Below are 21562 nucleotides of genomic sequence, written 5' to 3' on the forward strand. Positions count from 1 at the left end.
CGCCGGCGGGTGTGGTTAGTCTGCCGCCGGTCGCGTTCACCGGAACGGAACACGCCAGTCCCACAGCTTCGGTAGGTTCGCGGCCGTCCGTCAACAAGGTTCACTCTCCCGTGGAGTGGCACGGTGTTGGTCAGGAGGCTGGGCGGTGCGCGGTCGCGGTGCGGTCCTGGGTGTGGTCCTGGGCGCGGCGTCTTCCCTGGTCGTCGACGGTGTCGCCGAGGCGGCCGACGGCGCGGTGGCGGCTCCGGTCACCATCGAGGCGCCGGTCGGCATCGCCGCGGTGTCGTTCGGCGCGATCGGCTTGGTCGCGGGCCTGATCCGGCGCCGCCGGACCGCCGTGGTGCGCACGGCGGCCAACCAGTTCGTCGTCCCCCAGGCGGGCGCGGGCGGCGACGGCGCCCCCGAGGTGCGGCCCGCCGCCACCGGGGTCTGATCGGCCTGGGAGAATCCTCCCGTGGTCGTCGAAAACTCCGCTGAGAACGCCGCGGGCGAGCCCGCCGGCCTGCCCGCCGAGACCCCGGCCCCGGTGAGCCGCCCCCGCGTGCTGTCGGGCATCCAGTCGACCGCGGGCTCCTTCCACCTCGGCAACTACCTCGGCGCGCTGCGCCAGTGGGTCGCCCTGCAGGAGACGCACGACGCGTTCTACTTCGTCGCGGACCTGCACGCGATCACCGTCGAGCAGGAGCCGAAGGTGCTGCGGCAGAACACCAGGGCGGCGGCAGCGCAGCTGCTCGCCCTCGGCGTCGACCCCGACCGCTCGGTGCTGTTCGTGCAGTCGCACGTCCCCGAGCACGCCCAGCTCGCGTGGGTGCTGCAGTGCCTGACCGGGTTCGGCGAGGCCAGCCGGATGACCCAGTTCAAGGACAAGTCCGCGCGGCAGGAGGCGGGGGTCGGCGTCGGCCTGTTCACCTACCCGATCCTGCAGGCCGCCGACATCCTGCTCTACCAGGCGCACCACGTGCCGGTCGGCGAGGACCAGCGCCAGCACCTGGAGCTGACCCGCGACCTGGCCCAGCGGTTCAACACCCGCTACGGCAAGACGTTCCGGCTGCCCGAGCCGTACATCGTCAAGGACACCGCCAAGATCTACGACCTGCAGGACCCGACGTCGAAGATGTCGAAGTCCGTGCCCGCGGGCGTGGTGGAGCTGCTGGAGGACCCCAAGCGGTCGGCCAAGAAGATCCGCTCGGCGGTCACCGACACCGGCCGCGAGATCGCCTACGACCCGCAGAACAAGGCCGGCGTGAGCAACCTGCTGGTGATCTACTCGGCGTTGACCGGCCGCTCGGTGGAGTCCCTGGTCGCCGACTACGAGGGCAAGGGCTACGGCGACCTGAAGAAGGACCTCGGCGAGGTGTTCACCGAGTTCGCCACGCCGGTGCGGGCGCGCGTCGCCGAGTACCTGGACGACCCGGCCGAGCTGGACAAGGTGCTGGCGCGGGGCGCGGAACGGGCGCGCGAGGTGGCGGGCAGGACGCTCGCGCGGGCCTACGACCGGATCGGTTTCCTCCCGACTGGCGGGTGATCACCCGGCGCACTAGCTTTTGCGTGTGGCGGACACGGGCGGGGCCGAGTCGAAGATCGATCGCTTGCGCCGGGAACGGCCGTGGCTGGACCACCTGTTCCGCGCCGCCGCGCGGTACACGGAGAGCTACGGCGCGCACTACGCGGCGGCGGTGACGTACTTCAGCGTCCTGTCGCTCGTGCCGATGCTGATGATCGGCTTCGCGGTCGCCGGCTTCGTGCTCGTCTCCGAGCCCGGCCTGATCGAGGAGCTGAAGGCGAGCATCGCCGAGGCCGTGCCCGGCTCGCTCGGCGACACGATCAACAAGGTGGTCGAGCAGGCCATCGACTCCAAGGGCACGGTCGGCGTGCTGGGCCTGCTGACCGCCGCCTACTCGGGCCTCGGCTGGATGAGCAACCTGCGTGACGCGCTGACCGCCCAGTGGGGCCACCCCAAGGAAGACCTGCCGATCTTCAAGACGGCGTTGAAGGACCTGCTGGCGCTCGTGACGCTCGGCCTGGCGCTCGTGGTGTCGTTCGGGATCACCGCGGCGGGCAGCGGGCTCGGCGCGGTGGTGCTGCGGTGGGTCGACCTGGACGGCGTCGGGTGGGCCGAGGCGCTGCTCAAGGTCGGCACGATCGTGCTGGGGCTCGTCGCGAACTGGCTGGTGTTCCTGTGGGTGCTGGCCAAGCTGCCGCGCAAGCCGTTCAGCCTGCGCAGCGCGGCGAAGGGCGCGGCGGCCGCGGCGATCGTGTTCGAGGTGCTCAAGCAGGGCGGGACGCTCTACCTGAGCACCGTCACGGCCTCGCCCGCCGGCGCGGCGTTCGGCCCGATCATCGGCGTGCTGTTCTTCGCGAACCTGGTGGCCCAGTCGCTGCTGTTCATCACCGCCTGGACGGCGACCGCGCGGGAGAACCTGCTGCGCGACCCGCCCGTGCCGCCGCCGCCCGCCGTGATCCGGCCCGTCGTGGAGGTGCGGTCGGGCCCGAGCCCCCGCACCGCCGCCGGGCTGGTCGGCGCGGGGCTGCTGCTCGGCGCGCTGTTCCGGCGGCGGTGAGGCTCAGGTCCAGAAGACCGCGATGCCGACGTTCAGCACGACCAGGCCGGCCAGCACGGGCGTGAGCCAGGCCGGGGGCCGCTTCTTCAGGTTGACCGCGACCAGCGCCGCGATGACGACCAGGACCAGCAGCTTCACGCCGATCTTGATGTGGTCGTAGTCCTTGTCCGTCAGCGGGGCCAGGCCGACCAGCGCGACGCCGGTGAGCAGCTGCAACGCGCTGCCGTGCAGCCAGCCTCGGTTCAGCGGCGCGTCGGAGCCGGCCCGGCGCTGGACGAAGAACATCGCGATCAGCATGCCCATGCCGAGCAGGTGCAGGAACACCAGCAGTAGGCGCACGAACTCCACGGCGGAGCCTCCAGGTGTGGTGGGTCGTCAGTCGGTCTTGTCGGTCCGGGCCGCCCGCAAGCCGCGCACGCCCAGCACGCCGATGACCGTGCCGAACGTGAGCGACGCGACGACGAGCAGCAGGTGGACGGTGAAGAACGCGGTCGGGCCGCCGTCCCACGAGCGCGGGTCGTTCCAGATGTTGCGCAGGAAGGTCGGCCAGATCACCCAGGACCACACCCCGAAGGCAAGCAGGAACACGGACATGCCGCGGGAGAGCTTCACCAGGGCAGTATCCGACGTGGTGCTTGCAGGTCACTCATCCGGGGTGGCTAGCCTGGTCGGGTGCCTTCCTCCGCGTTCCGACGGCCCGTTGCCCTGGTCCTGGCTGCTTGCGCGCTGATGACCGGCGCGTCCGCGGCGGCCGCACCGCTCGCGGCGGCTCAGCCGGCCTGCGAGAACAAGGTGTCACCGCCCCCGCCGGTCGACACGTCCGAAGAGGTGGCCCCGGGCGAGAAGCCCCCGCCGCCCATCGAGGTGCCCGAGAGCCCGGTCGGGGGGCAGCGCCTCGGCGAGTGCGGCCTCGTGCTGCCGCCGAACGCGCCCGCGCCGCCGGACGGCATCACCGCAGCGAGCTGGCTGCTGGCCGACATGGACAGCGGCGCCGTGCTCGCGGCCGTCGACCCGCACGGCAGGCAGCGGCCCGCGTCGGTGATCAAGGTGCTGCTGGCGGTGGTGGTGGCCAAGGAGCTGGCGCCCAACGCCACCGTCGTGGCGACGCCGGAGGACATCGCGCAGGAGTGCACGTGCGTCGGGCTGCGCGACGGCGCGGAGTACACCGTCGAGCAGATGCTCCAGGCGCTGGTGATGGCGTCGGGCAACGACGTGGCGCACGCGCTGGCCCGCAGGCTGGGCGGGGTGCCGTCGGCGATCCGGAAGATGAACGCCCTGGCCGCCGAGCTGGGCGCGCTGGACACGCGGGCCGTGACGCCGTCCGGGCTGGACGCGCCGGGCACGTCGACGTCGGCGTACGACGTGGCGTTGATCTACCGGGAGGCGTTGAAGTACCCGGACTTCGTCAAGGCCGTGCTGACGCAGCGGATCGACTTCCCGGCCGCGGACGGCGGCGGGACCGTGGCCGTGGTCAACGACAACCGGCTGCTGACCACGTACGAGGGGTCGTTGGGCGGCAAGTCGGGGTTCACCGACGACGCCCAGCACACCTACGTCGGTGCGGCGCAGCGCAACGGCAAGCGGCTCGTCGTCGTGCTGCTGCGGGGCCAGCAGCAGCCGACCCGGATGACCGACCAGGCGGCCCGCCTGCTCGACTACGGCTTCGACCTGGGGCCCTCCGCGGCGGGCAACCCGGTCGGCCGGCTGGTCGAGGGCGCGCCGCAGGCGAAGAAGAAGACCACCGACGCCCGGCCGACGCCGACCAGCGCGGGTGTGGGCGAGGTCGCCAACACCACGCCGGCGGCCTCCCAGTCGGCGATGCACACGGCGTTCGGCAACGTGGGCGGCCCGATCACCGCCGTCGCCGGCCTGGGCCTGCTGCTGGGCCTGCTGATGTACCTGCGCAACCGCCGCGCCAAAGCCGCCCGCGCCGCCCGCGCCGCCGCCGCCCAACAACCCTGACCCGCGAGAGTCCAACGCCCAACCTCCGAGAGTCCTACGTTGGGCTCGCGTGAGTCCTACGCTCAACGCGCGAGAGTCCTACGTTCAGAGACCCCGAGTTCAACACTCAGGCCCGCCGAGGCGTGCTCCGAGCGTTGAACTCAGGTGTTCCGAACGTAGGACTCTCGCGTCTTGAACGTAGGACTCTCGAGGGCTGGAGGTAGGACTCTCGGATTAGACGCGCTTGAAGAGGAGGGCGCGCTTGACCTCTTGGATCGCCTTGGTCACCTGGATGCCGCGGGGGCACGCGTCGGTGCAGTTGAACGTCGTGCGGCAGCGCCACACGCCGTCCACGTCGTTCAGGATGTCCAGGCGCTCCTCGGAGCCCTCGTCACGGCTGTCGAAGATGAACCGGTGCGCGTTCACGATCGCCGCCGGGCCGAAGTACGAGCCCTCGGTCCAGTACACCGGGCACGACGTGGTGCACGCGGCGCACAGGATGCACTTGGTGGTGTCGTCGAACCGCTCGCGGTCGGCGATGGACTGGACCCGCTCGCGCGTCGGCTCGTTGCCGTACGTGATGAGGTACGGCTTGACCGCCCGGTACGCCTCGAAGAACGGCTCCATGTCGACCAGCAGGTCCTTGTGGACCGGCAGCCCCTTGATGGGCTCGATGGTGATCGTGGTCGCCTTGCCGCCACCGGCGAGCAGGTCCTTCAGCAGCACCTTGCACGCGAGCCGGTTGACGCCGTTGATGCGCATGGCGTCCGAGCCGCAGATGCCGTGCGCGCACGACCGGCGGAACGTCAGCGTCCCGTCGATGTACCACTTCACGTAGTGCAGCAGGTTCAGCACGCGGTCCGACGGCAGGGCCGGGATCTCGAACGTGTCCCAGCGGGGCTCGTCGTCGAACTCCGGGTTGAACCGGCGCACCTTCAGGGTGACGGTGATCGCGCCGTCCGGCACCGGCGGCTGGTTCCCGCGCGAGCCGGTGGACACTTCAGCGGTAGCGGTCATCAGTACTTGCGCTCCATCGGCTGGTACCGGGTGAACGTCACGGGCTTGTAGTCGAGCCGGATGTCGGCCAGCAAGCCGTCGCCCTGCTTGTAGTACATGCTGTGGCGCATGAAGTTCGTGTCGTCGCGGTTGGGGTAGTCCTCGCGCGCGTGACCGCCGCGGGACTCCTTGCGCGCCAGCGCGCCGACGACCAGGACTTCGGCCAGCTCCAGGAGGAAGCCCAGCTCGACCGCTTCCAGCAGGTCGGTGTTGAAGCGCTTCCCCTTGTCCTGCACGGTGATCCGCTGGTACCGCTCCTTCAACGCCTGCACGTCGTGCAGCGCCTGCTTGAGCGTGTCCTCGGTGCGGTACACCGACGCGTTGGCGTCCATCGTGGCCTGCAGCTCGGTGCGGATGTCGGCCACCCGCTCCTGCCCGTGCTCGGACAGCACGAGCGCCACCTGCGCCTCGACGGCCGCGGCCGGGTTCTCCGGCAGCTCCACGTGCTCGTGCGCCAGCGCGTACTCGGCGGCGGCGATGCCCGCGCGGCGGCCGAACACGTTGATGTCCAGCAACGAGTTCGTGCCGAGCCGGTTCGCGCCGTGCACCGACACGCACGCGCACTCGCCGGCGGCGTAGAGGCCGGGCACGACGTTGTCGTTGTCCCGCAGCACCTCGCCGTGCACGTTGGTGGGGATGCCGCCCATCGCGTAGTGCGCGGTCGGGTACACCGGCACCGGCTCCTTCACCGGGTCGACCGCGAGGTACGTGCGGGCGAACTCGGTGATGTCGGGCAGCTTGCTCTCCAGCACCTCCGCGCCCAGGTGCGTGCAGTCGAGCAGCACGTAGTCCTTGTTCGGGCCCGCGCCGCGGCCTTCCAGCACCTCCAGCGCCATGGACCGGGCCACGATGTCGCGCGGCGCGAGGTCCTTGATCGTCGGCGCGTAGCGCTCCATGAACCGCTCGCCGGACGCGTTGCGCAGGATCGCGCCCTCGCCGCGCGCGCCCTCGGTGAGCAGGATGCCCAGGCCCGCGAGACCGGTCGGGTGGAACTGGTAGAACTCCATGTCCTCCAGCGGCAGGCCCTTGCGGAACACGATGCCCATGCCGTCGCCGGTCAGCGTGTGCGCGTTGGACGTGGTCTTGAAGACCTTGCCGAAGCCGCCGGTGGCGAACACCACGGACTTGGCCTGGAACACGTGGATCTCGCCGGTCGCCAGCTCGTAGGCCACCGCGCCGGTGCACACCGGGCCGTCGGCGGTCTCGGTCAGGCAGATGTCGAGGACGTAGAACTCGTTGAAGAACTCGATGCCGTGCTTGACGCAGTTCTGGTACAGCGTCTGCAGGATCATGTGACCGGTGCGGTCGGCCGCGTAGCAGGCCCGGCGCACGGCCGCCTCGCCGTGGTTGCGGGTGTGGCCGCCGAACCGCCGCTGGTCGATCTTGCCCTCGGGCGTGCGGTTGAACGGCAGGCCCATCTTCTCCAGGTCGAGGACCGCGTCGATGGCCTCCTTCGCCATGATCTCGGCGGCGTCCTGGTCGACCAGGTAGTCACCGCCCTTGATCGTGTCGAAGGTGTGCCACTCCCAGTTGTCCTCCTCCACGTTCGCCAGCGCGGCGCACATGCCGCCCTGCGCCGCGCCGGTGTGGGAACGCGTGGGGTAGAGCTTGGTGAGCACCGCCGTGCGGGCGCGCTGGCCGGACTCGATCGCCGCGCGCATGCCGGCGCCACCCGCGCCGATGATGACGACGTCGTACTTGTGGAACTGCATGGCTGTGAGCACTCCCCGCAGCGGGTCAGTCGGTGATGTTCGGGTCGAAGGTGAAGATCACGTACGTGCCCAGGCCGACGATCAGCACCATCGACACGAACAGCAGCACCTTCAGCCAGAACCGGGTCGCGTCCTTGCGGGCGTAGTCGTTGATCACGGTGCGCAGGCCGTTGCCGCCGTGGATCTGGGCCAGCCACAGCATCGCCAGGTCCCAGAACTGCCAGAACGGCGAGGCCCACCGGCCCGCGACGAAACCGAAGTTGATGCGGTGCACGCCGCCGTCGAGGATGTTCATGATGAACAGGTGCCCCAGCACCAGCACCACCAGCGCGACGCCCGAGATGCGCATGAACAGCCAGCTGTACAGCTCGAAGTTGCTGCGGCGGGCGGCGGGCCGGCGCGGCGAGCGGGGCTTGTCGAGGGTCAGGGATTCGCTCATGATCAGTGACCCCCGCCGAACAGGTCGGTAATCGTGCGGACCATCATGAAGTAGGTGCCGGGGACCATCACCAGCACCCAGACGCCGAGCACCGCCCACAGCATCGACTTCTGGTAGCGCGCGCCCTTCTCCCAGAAGTCGACGAGCATCACCCGGATGCCGTTGAGCGCGTGGTAGAGGACCGCGCCGACCAGGCCGACCTCGAACAGGTTGACGACCGGGTTCTTGTAGGTCTCGATGACCTTGTCGTACGCGTCCGGCGACACCCGCACCAGCGCGGTGTCCAGGACGTGCGCGAACAGGAAGAAGAACGTCAACACACCGGTGATGCGGTGGGCGACCCAGGACCACATGCCCAGGTCGCCGCGGTAGAGCGTGCCGCCCCCCTTAGAGGTGCCCGACCGCTCGGGTGCGGTGGTGCCGGCCATGCGCAACGGCCTCCAGCGTCAGTGGTGGACTGGTCTCCGGTACGTGCGTACTCGGACCTTGACCCTCGGATGCTAGACCCGCTCGCGCCACCCGACCCAACAGCCCGACCCGTCTGTGAGCGACGAGACACCGGGTGGTCACTGGATCGATTCGCCTCACCGTTCGGGGCGTCCGGCAGTGCGATGCCGATCACCCTGAAGGGTGATCGGCACCGTCCACTGCGGACCCGTCCCGCCGGTCAGCGGGGCCGGTAGGTGGCCACCCCGCGCACGACCGCGAGGTCGACGTGGACCTCCGGCCGGACCGGGCCGGTGAACGGCGCCAGTCGCACCGGCTGCGGCACGCCGGGCAGGTGGATGACGACGTTCACACCCAGCCGGGTGGCGATGAGCCGCCCGGCGAGGTCCCGGGCGTTGCCCGCGCGGGCGTTCTCGGCCGGGTCCTGGAGCGACCAGTTCAGGTTCTCGACCAGCGCTCCGTACAGGTGGGTCTTGCGCATCGGGTGGGCCGCGGTGAAGCCGGCCACCTGCTCGGGGATGCCCGTGGCGGAGGTCACCACCTCCTGCCGCAGGTGCGCCGGCGCGACGTTGACGACCTGCGCGACGGCCGCGAACAACCCGCCCGGCGCCGGTGGCGGCGCGGAGGGCAGGAGGTCGTGCGCGGTGAAGCGGAGGTGGACGAGGGCTTCGTCGACGAGCTCCCGGGGCACCGCCCCGTGGTGGTGGGCGCCGTGGGGGAGCACGCCGTGGGGGACCGGTCCTGTGAGCGGCACCGCACCGGTGTTCGGAGTGGACGGTGTGCCGGGGACCGGGGGCGTGGGGACGTGCGGGGTCGGTGCGCCGTTGGTGGCCGGGTGCGCCGAGGCCGGCGGAACGGTGCCGGGCTCGTGGTCGCGGCCGGGTGCCCCCTCCACCGGGTTCGGCTCGTGCTGCCGGGGCGACCCCTCGACGTCGCCGGGCCCGCGCGACTCCAGCGCGTGCATCCGGTTCTCGACCAGCCACAGGTTGCGCGGCTTGACCCGGGCGTCCGGCGCGTCGAGGTCGGCGGTCATCGGGCCGCTGTCGGCGACCACGCGGCCCTTGCCGTCCCGGTGCTGGAAGATCGGCTTGACCGGTCCGGTCTCGAAGTACTCGTCGTGCAGGCCGAGGAAGTGGCCGACCTCGTGGCCGAGCACCCGCGCGTCGGAGTCGACGGGCCAGTTCAGCTGGTTGGCCCGGCCGTCCGGCGGGGTGACGGCGACGGTGCCGTGCGCGTCGGCCGCGTTGTCGGTGAACTCGACCGTGACGTGGAACTGCTCGCCGCTCGGCAGCCGGTTGCCGCGGTTGAACAGCGCGTCCACGCCCTCGCGGGTCCTGGCCCGGACCGCGGCCACCTGGTCGGGGGTCGCGGCGCCGGGGTCGAGGAACACCTTGACGGTGAAGTCGCGCACCGGCACGCCGGCGACGTCCAGCACTCGGGTGTCGTAGGCGATCGGCCCGCGCCAGGCGCGCATGGTGGTGCCGTCGGGGCCGACGGTGGTGCTGTCGAGGACGCCGCCGTCCTCGCCGCGGACCGTGCCGGTGATCGGCGCGTTCGCCCTGGCCGCGCGGATGTCGGCCTCGGTGGCGGCGTCGGCGCGGGCGTCGAACCAGTCGGCGGTGGGCGCCGGGCTGTGCCGCCAGGACGGGTCGTCCAGGACGGGGTGGGGGCCCTGCGGTCGCGTGGAGGTGATGACGGTGTCGGTGACCCGTTCGCCCACGGGGGCGGCGGGGGGTGTCCAGCCGTCGGGGCGGCGCAGGTCGTGGTCCACGTGGACGTCGGTCGTGCCGGTGGCGTCCGCGTCGCGGGCGGTGGCCGGGACGCCCCTGGCGGCCAGCGCGTCGGCGACGGCTCGGGCGCCGGGCCCGGACACCTCGACGGTGGCGGGGCGGTAGCCGTTGCGGTCGCGCGTCGCGTTGGTCTCGGCGAGGTCGGCGGCGAGGGCGTCCACGCGGGCCGACTGGTCGGGCGGGAGCGGGGCGTTCGGCGGGAGGTCGAGCGACAGCTCGGGGCGGGGTGCGCGCGGGTCCGGTGCGGCCGACTGCGGTGCTGTCGACTGCGGTGCGGCCGACTGTGCGGTGGACTGCGGCGCGGTGGGTTGCGGCGCGGTGGGTTGCGGCGCGGTGGGCTGGGCCGGTGTGGTGTGGGCTGGCGGCTCGGGCGGTGCGGTGGCGTCGGAGCCGGACCGGTTGGTCGGTTCCGACGTCGGGGTCGGTGCCATCGGCAGGTCGGGGGCGGGCCCGGTGGTCGGTTGCGGTGTGTCGGTGCCGGTGTCGGTGGTGGTGTCCGGGCCGGGCGCGGTGGTGGGTCGCGGTGCGTCGGTGGTGGTGGTCGTGGTGTCCGGGTCGCTCGGTGGGGCCGGTGGTGTGGTGTCGGTGGTCGTGGTGGTGGACGGCGCGGGGGGTGGGGTCGGGCGGTTGAAGTCGGCGATGCGCTGGTCCACGTCGATGCGGGCGTTCCACCAGTCGCGTTGGCGGGCGTCCGCCTCGGTCCGGCGGTTGTCCAGCTCGACCTCGGCGGCGGTGATCTCCGCCTCCAGGGCCGCGATGGCGGCCTCGACCCGCTGCTGCTCCCGCCGCGCCGCCTCACGGGCGTCCGCCGCGCGTCGCGCCTCCGCACGCCCGTCGTCCAGCGCGGTGCCCGCGGTCAGCAGGTCGTCCCGCGCGGTGTCGAGGGCGCTGTCCGCGGTGCCCAGGTCGGTCCGCGCCTGCTCGGCGGCGAGCCGCGCCCGGTCGGCCCTGCCCTGCGCCTCGGCCTGCTCGGCGAGCGCCGCGGTGTTGGCGTCGCGGGCCGCGTCGGCGACCGCCGCGGCCGCGTCGACGTCCTCCGAACGGGCGTCGCGCGCGGCACGGGCGTCGTCCACCTCGCCCACCAGGCCCTTGCCCACCGGGTCGACGGCGATCGGGGGCGCGCCCTCCGGCCGGTTGTCCAGGTACGCGTCGAGGTCGGCCTGTGCGACGTCCAACGCCGCCTGGGCGTCGTCCAGCGCGCGCTGCGCCGCCTGCAACCTCGCGTTCGCGTCGGCCAGGTCACGCCCGGTGGTCCGCACGTCGGCGTCGGCGGCGGCAGCCGCGTCCCGCGCGTCCCGGTGCGCCGACTCCAGGTCGGCCACCTGCCGGCGCAGGTCGTCGACCGCCCGGCCCGCGTCGTCACGCCTGGTCCGCGCGTCCTGGACGGCCTGCTCCAGGGCGGGCACGCGGGCGTCCGCGGCCAGGTGACCACCGATCGCGTCGTTGTGCCGCCCCAGCGAGGTCGTCAGGTCCCGCTGGAGCCGCGCGACGTCGGCGGCCACGCGGTTGATCACGGCCTGCGCGTCGTGCCGCGCCTTGTCGACCTCCAGCTCGGCGTCGCGCCACGCCTTGGCGGTGTCCTTCACCCTGGTCTGCGCGTCGGTCAGGCCGCTGTCGAAGTCGCGGCCCAGCACCGCCTCGGCCTCCGCCGACGGCATCCGCACCGACGCCGAGCCCGGCACGGCCAGGTCGACCACGCCGGTCCGGCCGCCGACCGTGGCGACCACGCGGTACTCCACGTCGAACTCGACCAGGCCGGTGCGGCCCTGCGGCTTGAGGTTGTTGACCTTGTTGGTCGCCGCGCCGCCGGACAGCGCCTCGGCGTCCTCGGCGGCGTGCCGGGTCTCGACGCCGCCGGTGGTGAAGCCCGCGGTGTCCTTCGGGTCCGGGTTCGGCTTGACCGAGGCGCTGCCGGTCGCCCAGCCCACCGACACGTCGCCGGTCTCGCTGTGCTTGGCCTCGCCGGACGTCGTCGTGACCGACGACTTCGGGTTCTCCAGGTTCACGCCGTCGCTGAGACCGCCCAACCGGGGGTTGACCAGCTTCGCGTACACCTTGACGTCGGCGTGCTGCCCGAACGTCAGCGCGGCCTCGTGCAGCCCCGGCACGGCCAGCGGGCCGTCGAGCATGCCCGGCAGGCTCGGCTGGAGGTTCTCCGAGCCGAGCGCGGACAGCAGCGTGTTGAGCGGTCCGGTGCCCTTGCCGGTGATGCCCTGGTTCGCGCCCGCGGCGGTCAGCGCCTGGATCGCCGCGGCACGCAGGTCGCGCGCGCCGCGCAGGTTCTCGACCGACGCCTTGGCCGGCAACGCGGCGGGGTTGCCGTCGCGCTGCCAGGCCGCCGCCGCGTCCGGCGTGCCCTGCGCGGCCGGTCGGGCGGTCGTGGTCGACGCGTAGCCCGCGGGCGGGGTGGCGGCCGGGGTGAACACCTTCTGGTTGTCCGCGTGCAGCCGCACGCCGATGTCCTGCGGCCCGGTGGTGGCCCTCGTGACGACCTGGTCGCCCTTCTCCACGACCAGCTCGAACTCGATCGGCACGGTGTACTTCGCGGCCGGGCCGCCGCCCGCGCGCAGGTGCCCGAACTGGGTGGTGGTGGCCTTGGTGACGGTGCTGCTGTGCTGCTGGCCGACGTTGGCCGCGGCGATCACGCCCGCCCCGCCGGACACGTTCGGGTTCGCGCTGCCGGGCTGGCCCAGGCCGGGTGCCTTGAGGCCGAGCCCCCACCCGGTGGACCTGCCCTGCCCGTCGGTGACCTTCAGCGCGCCCGCGATGGTGTGCTCGATGTCGACGCCGTCGTTGACCACGCCCCGGAACGTCGGCGCGTCCGTGATCCGGGCCTTCAGCGTGACCTGGTAGGTGTCCTTGCCGAACGTGCCCGGCTGGTGCACCAGCAGCGGCACGCCGCCGTCCAGCGCGCTGTCGATCATCGCCTTCGCGCTCGTCGGCGAGGTGAAGTCGACCAGCCGCTGGAAGTTGTTCATCGAGTCCTTGAGGACCGAGTCCGGTACCAGCTCGCCCTTGAACCGGCCGCCCGTCCTGGTGTTCAGGTCCCTGATCAGGCCCGACACCGCGCCCGAGAGGTCCGGGGCCGTGTCCAGCGAGCTGAGGCCGAGCGAGCTGGGGTGGTCCGGGGTCAGCGACGCCGGGGGCGCCATCGAGCCGAACGCGGGCGGCGGCGTCTTCGGCTTCACGTTCGGCAGCACGCCGAGGTCGCGTGCCACGTCCTCGCTGACCCGCACGAACACGCCGCCGGGCAGGGTCACCTTCGCGCCCTCTACGCGCGGGGTGCCGCCGTAGACGGCGTTGCCCGACCGGCTCTCGCCGACCACGGTGACGTCCGCGTCGAGCTGGATCAGCACGGTCCGGGCGTTCGGCGGCGTGACCACGTTGCGGTCCACGCTGCCGCCGACCTCGGTCGCGCTGGTCTTCGACGACGAGTACGGCGTGACCTTGCCCGCCACCGCCACGCCGCCCGAGCCGGACGCGGGCGTCGGCTGACCCGCGGGCGGCGGCGTCGTGTTCGGCTTGACCGGCAGGTTGATGCCGCCGGTCAGGTCGACCGCGTGGCTGCTGCTCCTGGCGTCACCGGCCTTGTAACCGCCGGTGGTCGCGTTCTCGGTGCCCGTGTCGTCCGCGATCGACACCAGCTTCGGGTTGCCCAGCTCGATCGCCATGCCGATCGCGCCCGTGCGGTCGGTGACCCGGCGGCCGTACTTCAGGCCGTTCTCCTGCATGCCGGTCTCGGTCAGCTTGCGGAGGTTCGCCTTGATGCTCTCGGGGCTGAACAGCTTGTCGAGCTGGTTGCGGGCCTCCGTGCCGGGCACGGTCAGCGACGAGTCGCCCCTGGCCGCCCGGTTCAGCGCGTCGACGGCCTGGTCGCGCAGCGCCTCGGTGTTGACGACCGCCTCGACGTGCAGGAACTCCGGCGCGGGCGGCCGGGGCGTCGACGGGTTGAGCAGCTCCTTGATCGACGGCGGCCGGTCCAGCCTGGTGGCCACCGGGGCGCCCGGCCGGAACCCGGACGGGTCGTTGTCGGGCGACGAGCTGTCCGACACCCACAGGTGCACCGGGCCGGAGATCCGGTCCAGGCTCGTCACGCCGGGCGGGTTGGGCCCGCCGGTCCTCGCGACCACCCTCGGCTCGGGCACCTGCCGGAACGGCGAGCCGGGCGTCACCCGCTTCACCCACGACCGGTTGCGGCTGAACGTGGTGATCTCGACGTCGAACACCAGGTCCTGCGCGAACACCTGGGCGTTCGGGCTGCCGACGTTCAGGCCGGTGCTGCCGACCGTGGGACCGCCGGTGTTCTTGGTGCCCCACCCGTAGGTGTACTTCGCGCCGAACTGCGGGGTCGGCGTGAGCGAGGCGTCGGCGGTCTTCGCCGGGAACACCACCTTGCCCTCGACGCCGACGTTGACCGACTTCTGCGTGGCGGTCGTGCTGTCCAGCCTCGGCGCGGTGGTCGCCGAGCCGCGCACGTTGCGCGCGTCGACCTGGCCCAGGTGGCTGCTGCTCACCGGCCGGGCCCGGACGGTGATGTTGACGTACTCGTTGGTGCTCAGGCCGCGCTTCTTCAGCTGCACCTGCACGCCGGGGCCGAGCAGGCTGTCCATCTTGGCCTTCAGCGCCGTCGGCGACAGCTCCGCGTCGAGCTTGCGCTGGTTCGCCATCGCCTCGGCGACGTCGGCCAGGCCCTGCCCCTTGCGCGAGCCGGCGTCCGGGCTGTTCCAGTCGGGCAGGAACTTCCCGAAGCCGGGCAGGTCCCGCAACGCCGACTGCACCTGCGCCTGCACCTGCGCGCCGGGGCCGAACTCGCCGACCTTGACGTTGCCCGCGGCCAGGTCGGCGGCCAGGTAGGGCGGCAGGAACCTGGTCCCCGCCGTGCCCGCCTTGGTCAGGCCGGCGTCGGTGCCGGGCGGCACCGGCAGCGCCAGGGAGGCGGCCTCGGGCAGGCCGATCCGCATGTAGGTGGTGACGGGCGTGACGACGTCCGCGCCGTTGGGCGTGCGGATGTGCACGTTCGCGGTCACCTTGTACAGGCCGGTGTCGCCCTTGAGCTGGATGCCGGTGCGGGTGCCGGAGTTCGTGCCCGCGGCGGACGTCTCCGAGGTCCGCGCCGAGTAGCCGCCCGTGACGCCGGCACCCCCGCCGATGACGCCCGGCAGGCCCACGCCGCCGCCGACGCCGGCCGTGACGTCGAAGCCCGTCTTCGTGGTGGAGGACACGGAGCTGCCGGTGGCCTGGGACTCGTGCAGCCGCAGCTGGGCGGCACCGGTCGTGCCGACCAGCTCGGCGGTCAGCAGGGTGGCCTTCATCTGCACGGCGCTGGCCTTGCTGCCGTGCGGGCTGAGCAGGTCCGGCGAGGTGACCCAGCCGCCCAGCATCGCGCCGAGGTTGTCCCGGACCGTGGTGGGGTTGAGGAAGTCCCGCAGCGCGGTGCGGCCCGGCGCGCCGATCCTGGTGATCGACGGGTGCATCTTCGCGGCGACGTCCGCGAACGCCTTCCCGGCGTCGAAGTCCGTGACCGCCTCGGGCGTCGGGTGCTCCAGCTTCGCGTCCCAGCCGGGCGGGAGGGCCGCGGCGGGCTGGGCGTTGCCGGAGTTCGCGATCGTCTCCAGGTCGTTCGGCACGGCCAGGGTGACGCCGCCGTTGACCGCCTGCGGCGGGCGCGCGGTGCCGTTGGCGGCGGTGAGCGTGACCTTGAAGGAGACCGGGACGTCGACGTTGGTGGAGCTCTCGCCGCCGCGGATGATCCGCTGGTCGACCGTGCCCGACGACGTGCTCAGCGTGGTGGCGGGCGTGGCGAGCTGCGCCTTGCCGGCCAGCGACCCGTACGGGCCGACGCCCGCGCTCGCGCCCGCCGCGAGGCCCACGTCGTTGGCGGTGGTCAGGTTGGTGGCCGTGCCCGTGGTGGCGGCCGACTGGGCGGCCATGTCCACCTTGGTGGTGGTGGACGGCGTGCTGGTGACGGCGGCGTCGTCGGCCGGCGGGAGCATCGTGGCCTGGACGTTCGCCTCGTACCAGGTGCCGTCGATCCTGACCTGGAAGTCGCGGCCCCGGCCCAGGAACGACTCGAAGTTGGTCTCGATCGCGCTCTCGATGACCGCCGCGTCGGCCGGTGTGATGCCCGTCATCGTGGCGGTGACCTGCTGCGCGCCCCGCACGTCGGTGGGCGCGACGGTGCCGAGCGCCTTGCCGTGCTGGACGAAGTCGGGCAGGTTCCGGGACGCGAGCACCGGCCTCGGCGCCGGGGCGGGTGCGGGGTTGGGCGCCGGGTTGGGTGCGGGGTTGGGCGCGGGGAGCGGTGTCGCGGCGGTGGTGACCGGGTTGGGTGCCGCGGGGTTGGGTGCCGCGGGGTTGGGTGCGGCGGCCGGGCCGGTCTGGTTGGGGAGGTTCACCAGCGGGATCGGCGCGGAGATCGTCGGCGGTGCGGACGGGGTCGAGCGGAACGGGTTGCGCCACGGCGCGTTCGGCGGCTGGACGTCGCCGTCGACACCTCGCGTGGTGTTGGGGACCGGCGGCGCCGGGCGCGTCGACGAGCCGGAGGGCCGGGGACCGGTGAAGTAGTCGTCCAGCATCGTCCGGAACGTGGCGTCGGCGTCGAACTTGTCCCACTTGGATCGGGGCCGGTCGAACTCGCGGTTCAGCGCGTCGACGTTGCCCTGGTAGCGGTTGTCGCCGTTGGGGAACTGGTTGTAGTGGCTCGGCCGGCCGTCGCGCTCGGCGAGGGCGTCGGTGATCCGGCGGGCCAGCAGCTCCGTCATGGCCTCGTCGGGGTTGAGGTTCTTGTTGAAGACGCCGCCCTGCCCGTCGCGGTGCGCGAAGGTCTGGCTGCTGCCCACCGAGTGCACGTGCATGAACTCGTGGGTCAGCAGGTGGCGGATGGCGTCGGCCTTGCGCGCGCTGTCGGTGGTGAGGCCGTCGAGGTGGTCGGTGTTGAGCAGGACGTGCCCGTTGACCGCCCGCGCCGGGTTGGTGAGGTTGTCGTCGACCAGCGCCTGGCGCGCGGCGGCGACGTTGCCGTTGGGGCCGACCTTGGCCTGGACGACCTGGTCGAGCAGCGCGTCGAGGCGCGCGGCGGCGTTCGGGTCGCCGTCGTTGAGCCGGCGCAGGAAGTCGCCGGCCAGGATCTCGTCGCGGACCGGCCCGGGGTCGATGCCCTGACCGGTGAGCTGGTCGACGGTCATGTCGGTCTCGCTGCGGCCCTCGGTCTTGAGCGCCGCGTCGAGCTCCTGCTGGACGGCGAAGTGCTTGGCGAACGTGTTCTGGTCGACCTGGACGACCAGGTCGGGGTCCACGTTCGGCGCGGTGGTGACGCCGAACTCGCCGAGTGTGCCGAACAGGGCGTCGAACCCGGCCTTGACCTCGCCGAGGTCGACCCGCACGCCCGCGATCGTCATCGGCACCGGCGGGATCACGTCCGGCAGCCTGCTCGCGACGCCGGTGGTCAGGGCGGCGTCCCGGCGGTCCGAGAACGGTGCCGCTGGCGCGGTGGTCGTCGGGGTCGCCACCGGGGGCACCCCGGGCGGGGGCGGCGGTGCCTGCGAGCCCGGGGCTTGCGGTGCCGGTGGTGCCTGCGGTGCCGGTGGTGCCTGGGGCGGCGGTGGTGCCTGGGGGGCGGCCGTCGACCCGGGCGGGGGCGGCGGCGAAGGGGGTACCGAAGCCCGCTGCGTGGAGCCGGGCTGCGTCGAGCCGGGTGGGGGCGGCGGCGGAGGAGGCACGGGCGCCTGCTGCGCGGAGCCCGGCGGTGGCGGTGGCGGAGGTGGCGGCGGGGCGGCCGGGTCGTTGCCGGGACGCGTCTCGGGACGGGCGCCCTGGTCGGGCGGGCGCGGCGGCGGGACCTGGCGCGGCGAGTCCGGGTCGTGCAGGGTCGCGTGGGTGCCGTCGGGCACCATCACCTGGCTGTCGGTAGTGCGCTCGATCTGCCACAGGTGCCGGGGCTTGATCGACGGGTCGGCGTGCACGCCCGCGCCCATGATGCCGTCGTCGTTGACGACCAGGTTCGACCGGGTGTGGCCGGGCGGCAGCGGCTTGCCGTCGCTGTTGAAGACGCGCGCGCTCGGACCGGCCGCGTCCTGGTACTCGTCCGGCAGGCCGAAGTAGTGCGCCACCTCGTGGGCGAGCACGTTCGACGAGGTGTTGGTGCCCCAGTGCAGCTGGTCGGCGTCGGCCTTGGTGGTCAGGTCGACCGTGGTGTGCGCCTGGCTCGGGTCGGTGACGAACTCCACCCTGGCGTGGAACTGGTCGCCGGACGGCAGCCGGTAGCCCTGGTTCAGCAGCCGGTCCACGCCCTCGACGGTCTTCCCCTTCACCGCGTCCACATCGGACTGCGTGACGCCGTCGCCGGGGTTGAGGTGGACCTTGAGCGTGTACTCCTTCACCCAGGTGCCGGGCGCGACCTCCATGCGGCGCACGTCGTGCCGGATCAGGCCGGTCAGGGAGTCGACGCGGCCGGGCGTGCTGGACCGCTGCACGTCCGCGACCTCCGTGTCGACCGTGCGCACGGGGGCCTTGTCGCGCACCGAGTCCCACGCCGCCGAGGGCTGCGGGTCCTTCGGGGCGAACCAGTCCGCGGTCGTCGCCGTGCTGTGCCGCCACGACTCGTCGGTGGTGACGTCCCGGCCGGTGGTCGGCGGGGACACGACGTCGCCGGTGGTAGTGGTGGTGGCGGGCGGCGCGGCGCGCGTGGCCGACGGCTCCGGACGCCCCGGACCACCGAAGTAGTCGTCGAGCATCGTCTGGAACGTCGTGTCGGCGTTGAACTTGTCCCACCTGGGGCGGGGGCGGTCGAACTCCTTGTTCAGCGCGTCGATGTTGTCCTGGTAGCGGTTGTCGCCGCTGGGGAGGAACTGGTTGTACTGGCTGGGGCGGCCGTCGCGCGCGGCGAGCGCGTCGGTGACGGTGCGGGCCAGCAGCTCGGTGGTGGCCTCGTCGGGGTTGAGGTTCTTGCTGAACACGCCGCCCTGGCCGTCGCGGTGGGCGAACGTGACGTCGCTGCCGACCGAGTGCACGTGCATGAACTCGTGCACGAGCAGGTGGCGGATGGCGTCGGCCTTGCGCGTGGGGTCCTTGGCGAGGCCGTCGAGGTGGTCGGTGTTGAGCAGCACGTGGCCGTTGATGGAGCGGGCCGGGTTCGTCAGCGTGTTGTCGACGAGGGCCTGCCGCGTCGCGTCGACATCGCCGTTCGGGCCGACCTTGGCCTGGACGACCTGGTCGAGCAGCGCGTCGAGGCGGGCGGCGGTGGCCGCGTCCCCGTCGGCGAGGCGGTGCATGAAGCCGTCGGAGAGGATCTCGTCGCGGACCTGGCGAGCGTCGATGCCCTGGTTCCGGAGGTCGTCGACGGTGACGTCGGACTCGCCCCGGTTGTCGGTCTTCAGCGCCGCGTCCAGCTCCTGCTGGACGGCGAAGTGCTTGGCGAAGGAGTGCTGGTCGAGCCGGACGACGAGGTCGGGGTCGACGTTGGGCGTCTTGGTGACGCCGTGGTTGTCGCGCAGCGTGCCGAAGAGCGCTTCGAACCCGGCCTTGACCTGCCCGAGGTCGACCTGGGCGCCCGCGATGTCCATCGGCATCGGGGTGATCTGCGCGGGCAGCCGGTCGAGCGTGCCGTCGCGCAGGCCGTCGTCCCGCCTGGCCGAGAACGGGCCTGAGGTGGGGGCGGGCGCGGTGGTGGGCGCGGTCAAGCCGTCCGGCGGGGGCGGCGGCACGAGTGCCGCGACGCCCGGCGGGAGCGGTGGCACGCCGACGCCGGGTGGCGGGGGTGCGGCCGGCGCCTGGCTGCCCGGTGCCTGGGGTCCCGGAGGCGGCGGGGGCGGGGGTGGCGCGGTCGGTGTCGGGTTCCCCGGTGCCTGGGGTCCTGGCGGCGGGGGCGGTGGCGGCGGCGGGGGTGCGGCCGGTGTCTGGTTGGGGGCCGGTGTCTGGTTGGCGGGTGGGGGCGGTGGCGGGGGAGGCGGCGGCGCGGTGGGCGCCTGGTTCTGCTGTACGGGCGGCGTGCCGTCGGTGGACGGCGCCGGTCGGGTGGTGGTGTCGGAGGACGGCGGCGCGGGCCGGGTGCCGGCGGGCGCGGGCGCGTCGACCGGGGGTGGTGCGGGTCGGGTGCTGACGGGTGCGGGTGCGGGCGTGGTCGCCGGCGGCGGTGTGTCGACCGGCGGTGCGGGCCGGGTGCTGACCGGAGCCGGGCTCGGCGTGGTGGCGGCCGGTGGGGTGGCGGCCGGTGGGGTGGCGGCCGGTGGGGTGGGGCGGCTGCTCGCCGGCGCGGGCGGCGGGGTGTCGACCGCCGGGGTGGGGCGGGTGTTGGCCGGTGCCGGGCTCGGCGTGGTCGGCGGCGGGACGTCGAGCGGTGGCGCCGGTCGAGTGGTGGCCGGCGTCGGCGAGGGGGTGGCAGGCGGTGGGACGTCGAGGGACGGTGCCGGTCGGGTGGTGGCCGGGGCCGGCGGTGGGGTGGTGGCGGTCGGTGGGGTCGGGCGGGTGCCCGCTGTGGTGGGCGGGTTGGTGGTGGGCGGGTTGGTGCTGGCCGGTGGTGTGGGGTCGGTGGTCGGTGCGGGGGAGCGAGGGCTCGTCGGGGCCGGCGGTGGGGTGAGGGTGGCCGGTGGGGGCGGTGCCGTGGTGGCCGCCGGCTTGTTCGTCGGCGGTGCCGGGGGTGCGGTGGTGGCCGGTGGGGCGTCGACCGAGGGTGCCGGGCGGGTGGCCGGTGGGGTGGTGACCGGTGCCGGCGGTGGAGTGGTGGCGGCCGGTGGGGTGCTCAGGCTGGTCGGGGTCGGCTTGGGGGCCGGGGGCGGCGTGGAGGGCGAAGTGGGCGGGGCCTTGGTGACGGTGCCGTCGCCGGTCGGTGGCTTGGGGGTGTCGAAGACGCCCTTGTCCGAGCTGCCGCCGAACTTGGTCGAGCGGTCCGTCGACGGGCTCGCGCCCGGAGCACCCGCGGCCGGTGGCGGGGCGACCGGGGGTGCGGCCGCCGGCGAGGGGGTGGGGGACGGCTTCGCGCTCGGCGCGTCGGCGGTCGGCGAGCCCGGGGTGCTGACGGTCGGCTTCGGACCGGTCGGTGAGGTCGTGGGTGCGCCGGTGGTCGGCGAGGCCGCAGGAGCGCTGACGGTCGGCGGGGCCGCGGGGGCGCTCACGGTCGGCGAGCCGGTCGGCGCGGGTGCAGGGGCGCTCGTGGTCGGCTTCGGGCCGGTCGGTGCCGCGGGCGTGCTCAGGGTCGGCTTCGGCGCGGGTGGAGGTGTGGAGGCCGAGGTGGGTGGGGCCTTGGTGATGTTGCCGTCGCCGGTGGGTGGTTTGGGTGCGTCGAAGACGCCCTTGCCGGGTCCGCCGGTGTACTTGCTGGAGCGGTCCGTGCCACCGCCCGCCCCGTGCGCGCCACCGCCGGGAGCCATCGGGGCACCGGCCGCCGGGGGTGTCGTCGGCGCGCTCGGCGGCGTCACGGAGGGCGACGACTTCGGGCCGGTCGACGGCGGCGCGGTCGCGGTGCTCGGGCCGCTCGCCGCGGGCGTGCTCAGGGTCGGCTTCGGCGCGGGTGGAGGTGTGGAGGTCGAGGTGGGTGGGGCCTTGGTGATGTTGCCGTCGCCGGTGGGTGGTTTGGGTGCGTCGAAGACGCCCTTGCCGGGTCCGCCGGTGTACTTGCTGGAG

The 21562-nt window shown here is 73.3% G+C and carries 11 protein-coding genes and 1 pseudogene; 5 read left to right on the forward strand and 7 right to left on the reverse strand.

Annotated features, from left to right (window positions below; genetic code table 11):
• Positions 1–145 precede the first annotated feature (145 nt).
• The 3 genes from ACIGNX_RS09040 to yhjD all read left to right on the forward strand — a co-directional run bounded on the left by ACIGNX_RS09040 (position 146) and on the right by yhjD (position 2561).
• Positions 146–433 carry a hypothetical protein gene (locus ACIGNX_RS09040; protein ID WP_396537893.1) on the forward strand — a complete coding sequence of 96 codons (288 nt, stop codon included), beginning with the start codon at positions 146–148 and terminating at the stop codon, positions 431–433.
• Positions 434–502: 69 nt separating this feature from the next.
• On the forward strand, positions 503–1525 hold the full coding sequence (gene trpS / locus ACIGNX_RS09045; RefSeq protein ID WP_396538202.1) for a tryptophan--tRNA ligase: 1023 nt from the start codon (positions 503–505) through the stop codon (positions 1523–1525).
• Between the two features lie 25 nt (positions 1526–1550).
• Entirely contained in the window at positions 1551–2561 is a 1011-nt protein-coding gene (yhjD, locus tag ACIGNX_RS09050; RefSeq protein ID WP_396537895.1) for an inner membrane protein YhjD, read from the forward strand.
• Positions 2562–2564: 3 nt separating this feature from the next.
• On the opposite strand, the gene ACIGNX_RS09055 is transcribed toward yhjD, so the two are convergent.
• Together ACIGNX_RS09055 and ACIGNX_RS09060 are read right to left on the reverse strand one after the other, a co-directional pair.
• Positions 2565–2909: a hypothetical protein gene (locus ACIGNX_RS09055; protein ID WP_396537897.1), complete on the reverse strand. Its 345-nt coding sequence runs from the start codon at positions 2907–2909 to the stop codon at positions 2565–2567.
• A 27-nt stretch (positions 2910–2936) separates the two neighbouring features.
• Positions 2937–3173 (reverse strand): SCO4848 family membrane protein, encoded by a 237-nt coding sequence (locus ACIGNX_RS09060; RefSeq protein WP_396537899.1) that lies wholly within the window; start codon positions 3171–3173, stop codon positions 2937–2939.
• Positions 3174–3233: 60 nt separating this feature from the next.
• On the opposite strand from ACIGNX_RS09060, the gene ACIGNX_RS09065 reads away from it, so the two are divergent.
• The gene (locus ACIGNX_RS09065; protein WP_396537901.1) at positions 3234–4523 is read left to right on the forward strand and encodes a D-alanyl-D-alanine carboxypeptidase family protein; all 1290 of its coding nucleotides are present in this window, start codon (positions 3234–3236) and stop codon (positions 4521–4523) included.
• Between the two features lie 213 nt (positions 4524–4736).
• Here ACIGNX_RS09065 and ACIGNX_RS09070 read toward each other — a convergent pair whose 3' ends face one another.
• The 5 genes from ACIGNX_RS09070 to ACIGNX_RS09090 form a co-directional block, all read right to left on the reverse strand.
• Positions 4737–5519 carry a succinate dehydrogenase iron-sulfur subunit gene (locus ACIGNX_RS09070; RefSeq protein WP_396537902.1) on the reverse strand — a complete coding sequence of 261 codons (783 nt, stop codon included), beginning with the start codon at positions 5517–5519 and terminating at the stop codon, positions 4737–4739.
• Entirely contained in the window at positions 5519–7270 is a 1752-nt protein-coding gene (sdhA, locus tag ACIGNX_RS09075; protein ID WP_396537904.1) for a succinate dehydrogenase flavoprotein subunit, read from the reverse strand. The genes ACIGNX_RS09070 and sdhA overlap by 1 nt, the downstream gene beginning before the upstream one ends.
• A 25-nt stretch (positions 7271–7295) precedes the next feature.
• On the reverse strand, positions 7296–7709 hold the full coding sequence (locus ACIGNX_RS09080; RefSeq protein ID WP_396537906.1) for a succinate dehydrogenase hydrophobic membrane anchor subunit: 414 nt from the start codon (positions 7707–7709) through the stop codon (positions 7296–7298).
• A gap of 2 nt (positions 7710–7711) precedes the next feature.
• Positions 7712–8137 carry a succinate dehydrogenase, cytochrome b556 subunit gene (gene sdhC, locus ACIGNX_RS09085; protein WP_396537908.1) on the reverse strand — a complete coding sequence of 142 codons (426 nt, stop codon included), beginning with the start codon at positions 8135–8137 and terminating at the stop codon, positions 7712–7714.
• A 239-nt stretch (positions 8138–8376) separates the two neighbouring features.
• Complete coding sequence (locus tag ACIGNX_RS09090; RefSeq protein WP_396537910.1) at positions 8377–19680, reverse strand: hypothetical protein; 11304 nt, start codon at positions 19678–19680, stop codon at positions 8377–8379.
• Positions 19681–19900: 220 nt separating this feature from the next.
• Here ACIGNX_RS09090 and ACIGNX_RS09095 point away from each other — a divergent pair.
• A pseudogene (locus ACIGNX_RS09095) lies at positions 19901–21562 on the forward strand (hypothetical protein); the annotation flags it as partial.

This window comes from Actinosynnema sp. NPDC053489, from assembly GCF_044544865.1.
In the GTDB taxonomy this organism is placed as follows: Bacteria; Actinomycetota; Actinomycetes; order Mycobacteriales; family Pseudonocardiaceae; genus Actinosynnema.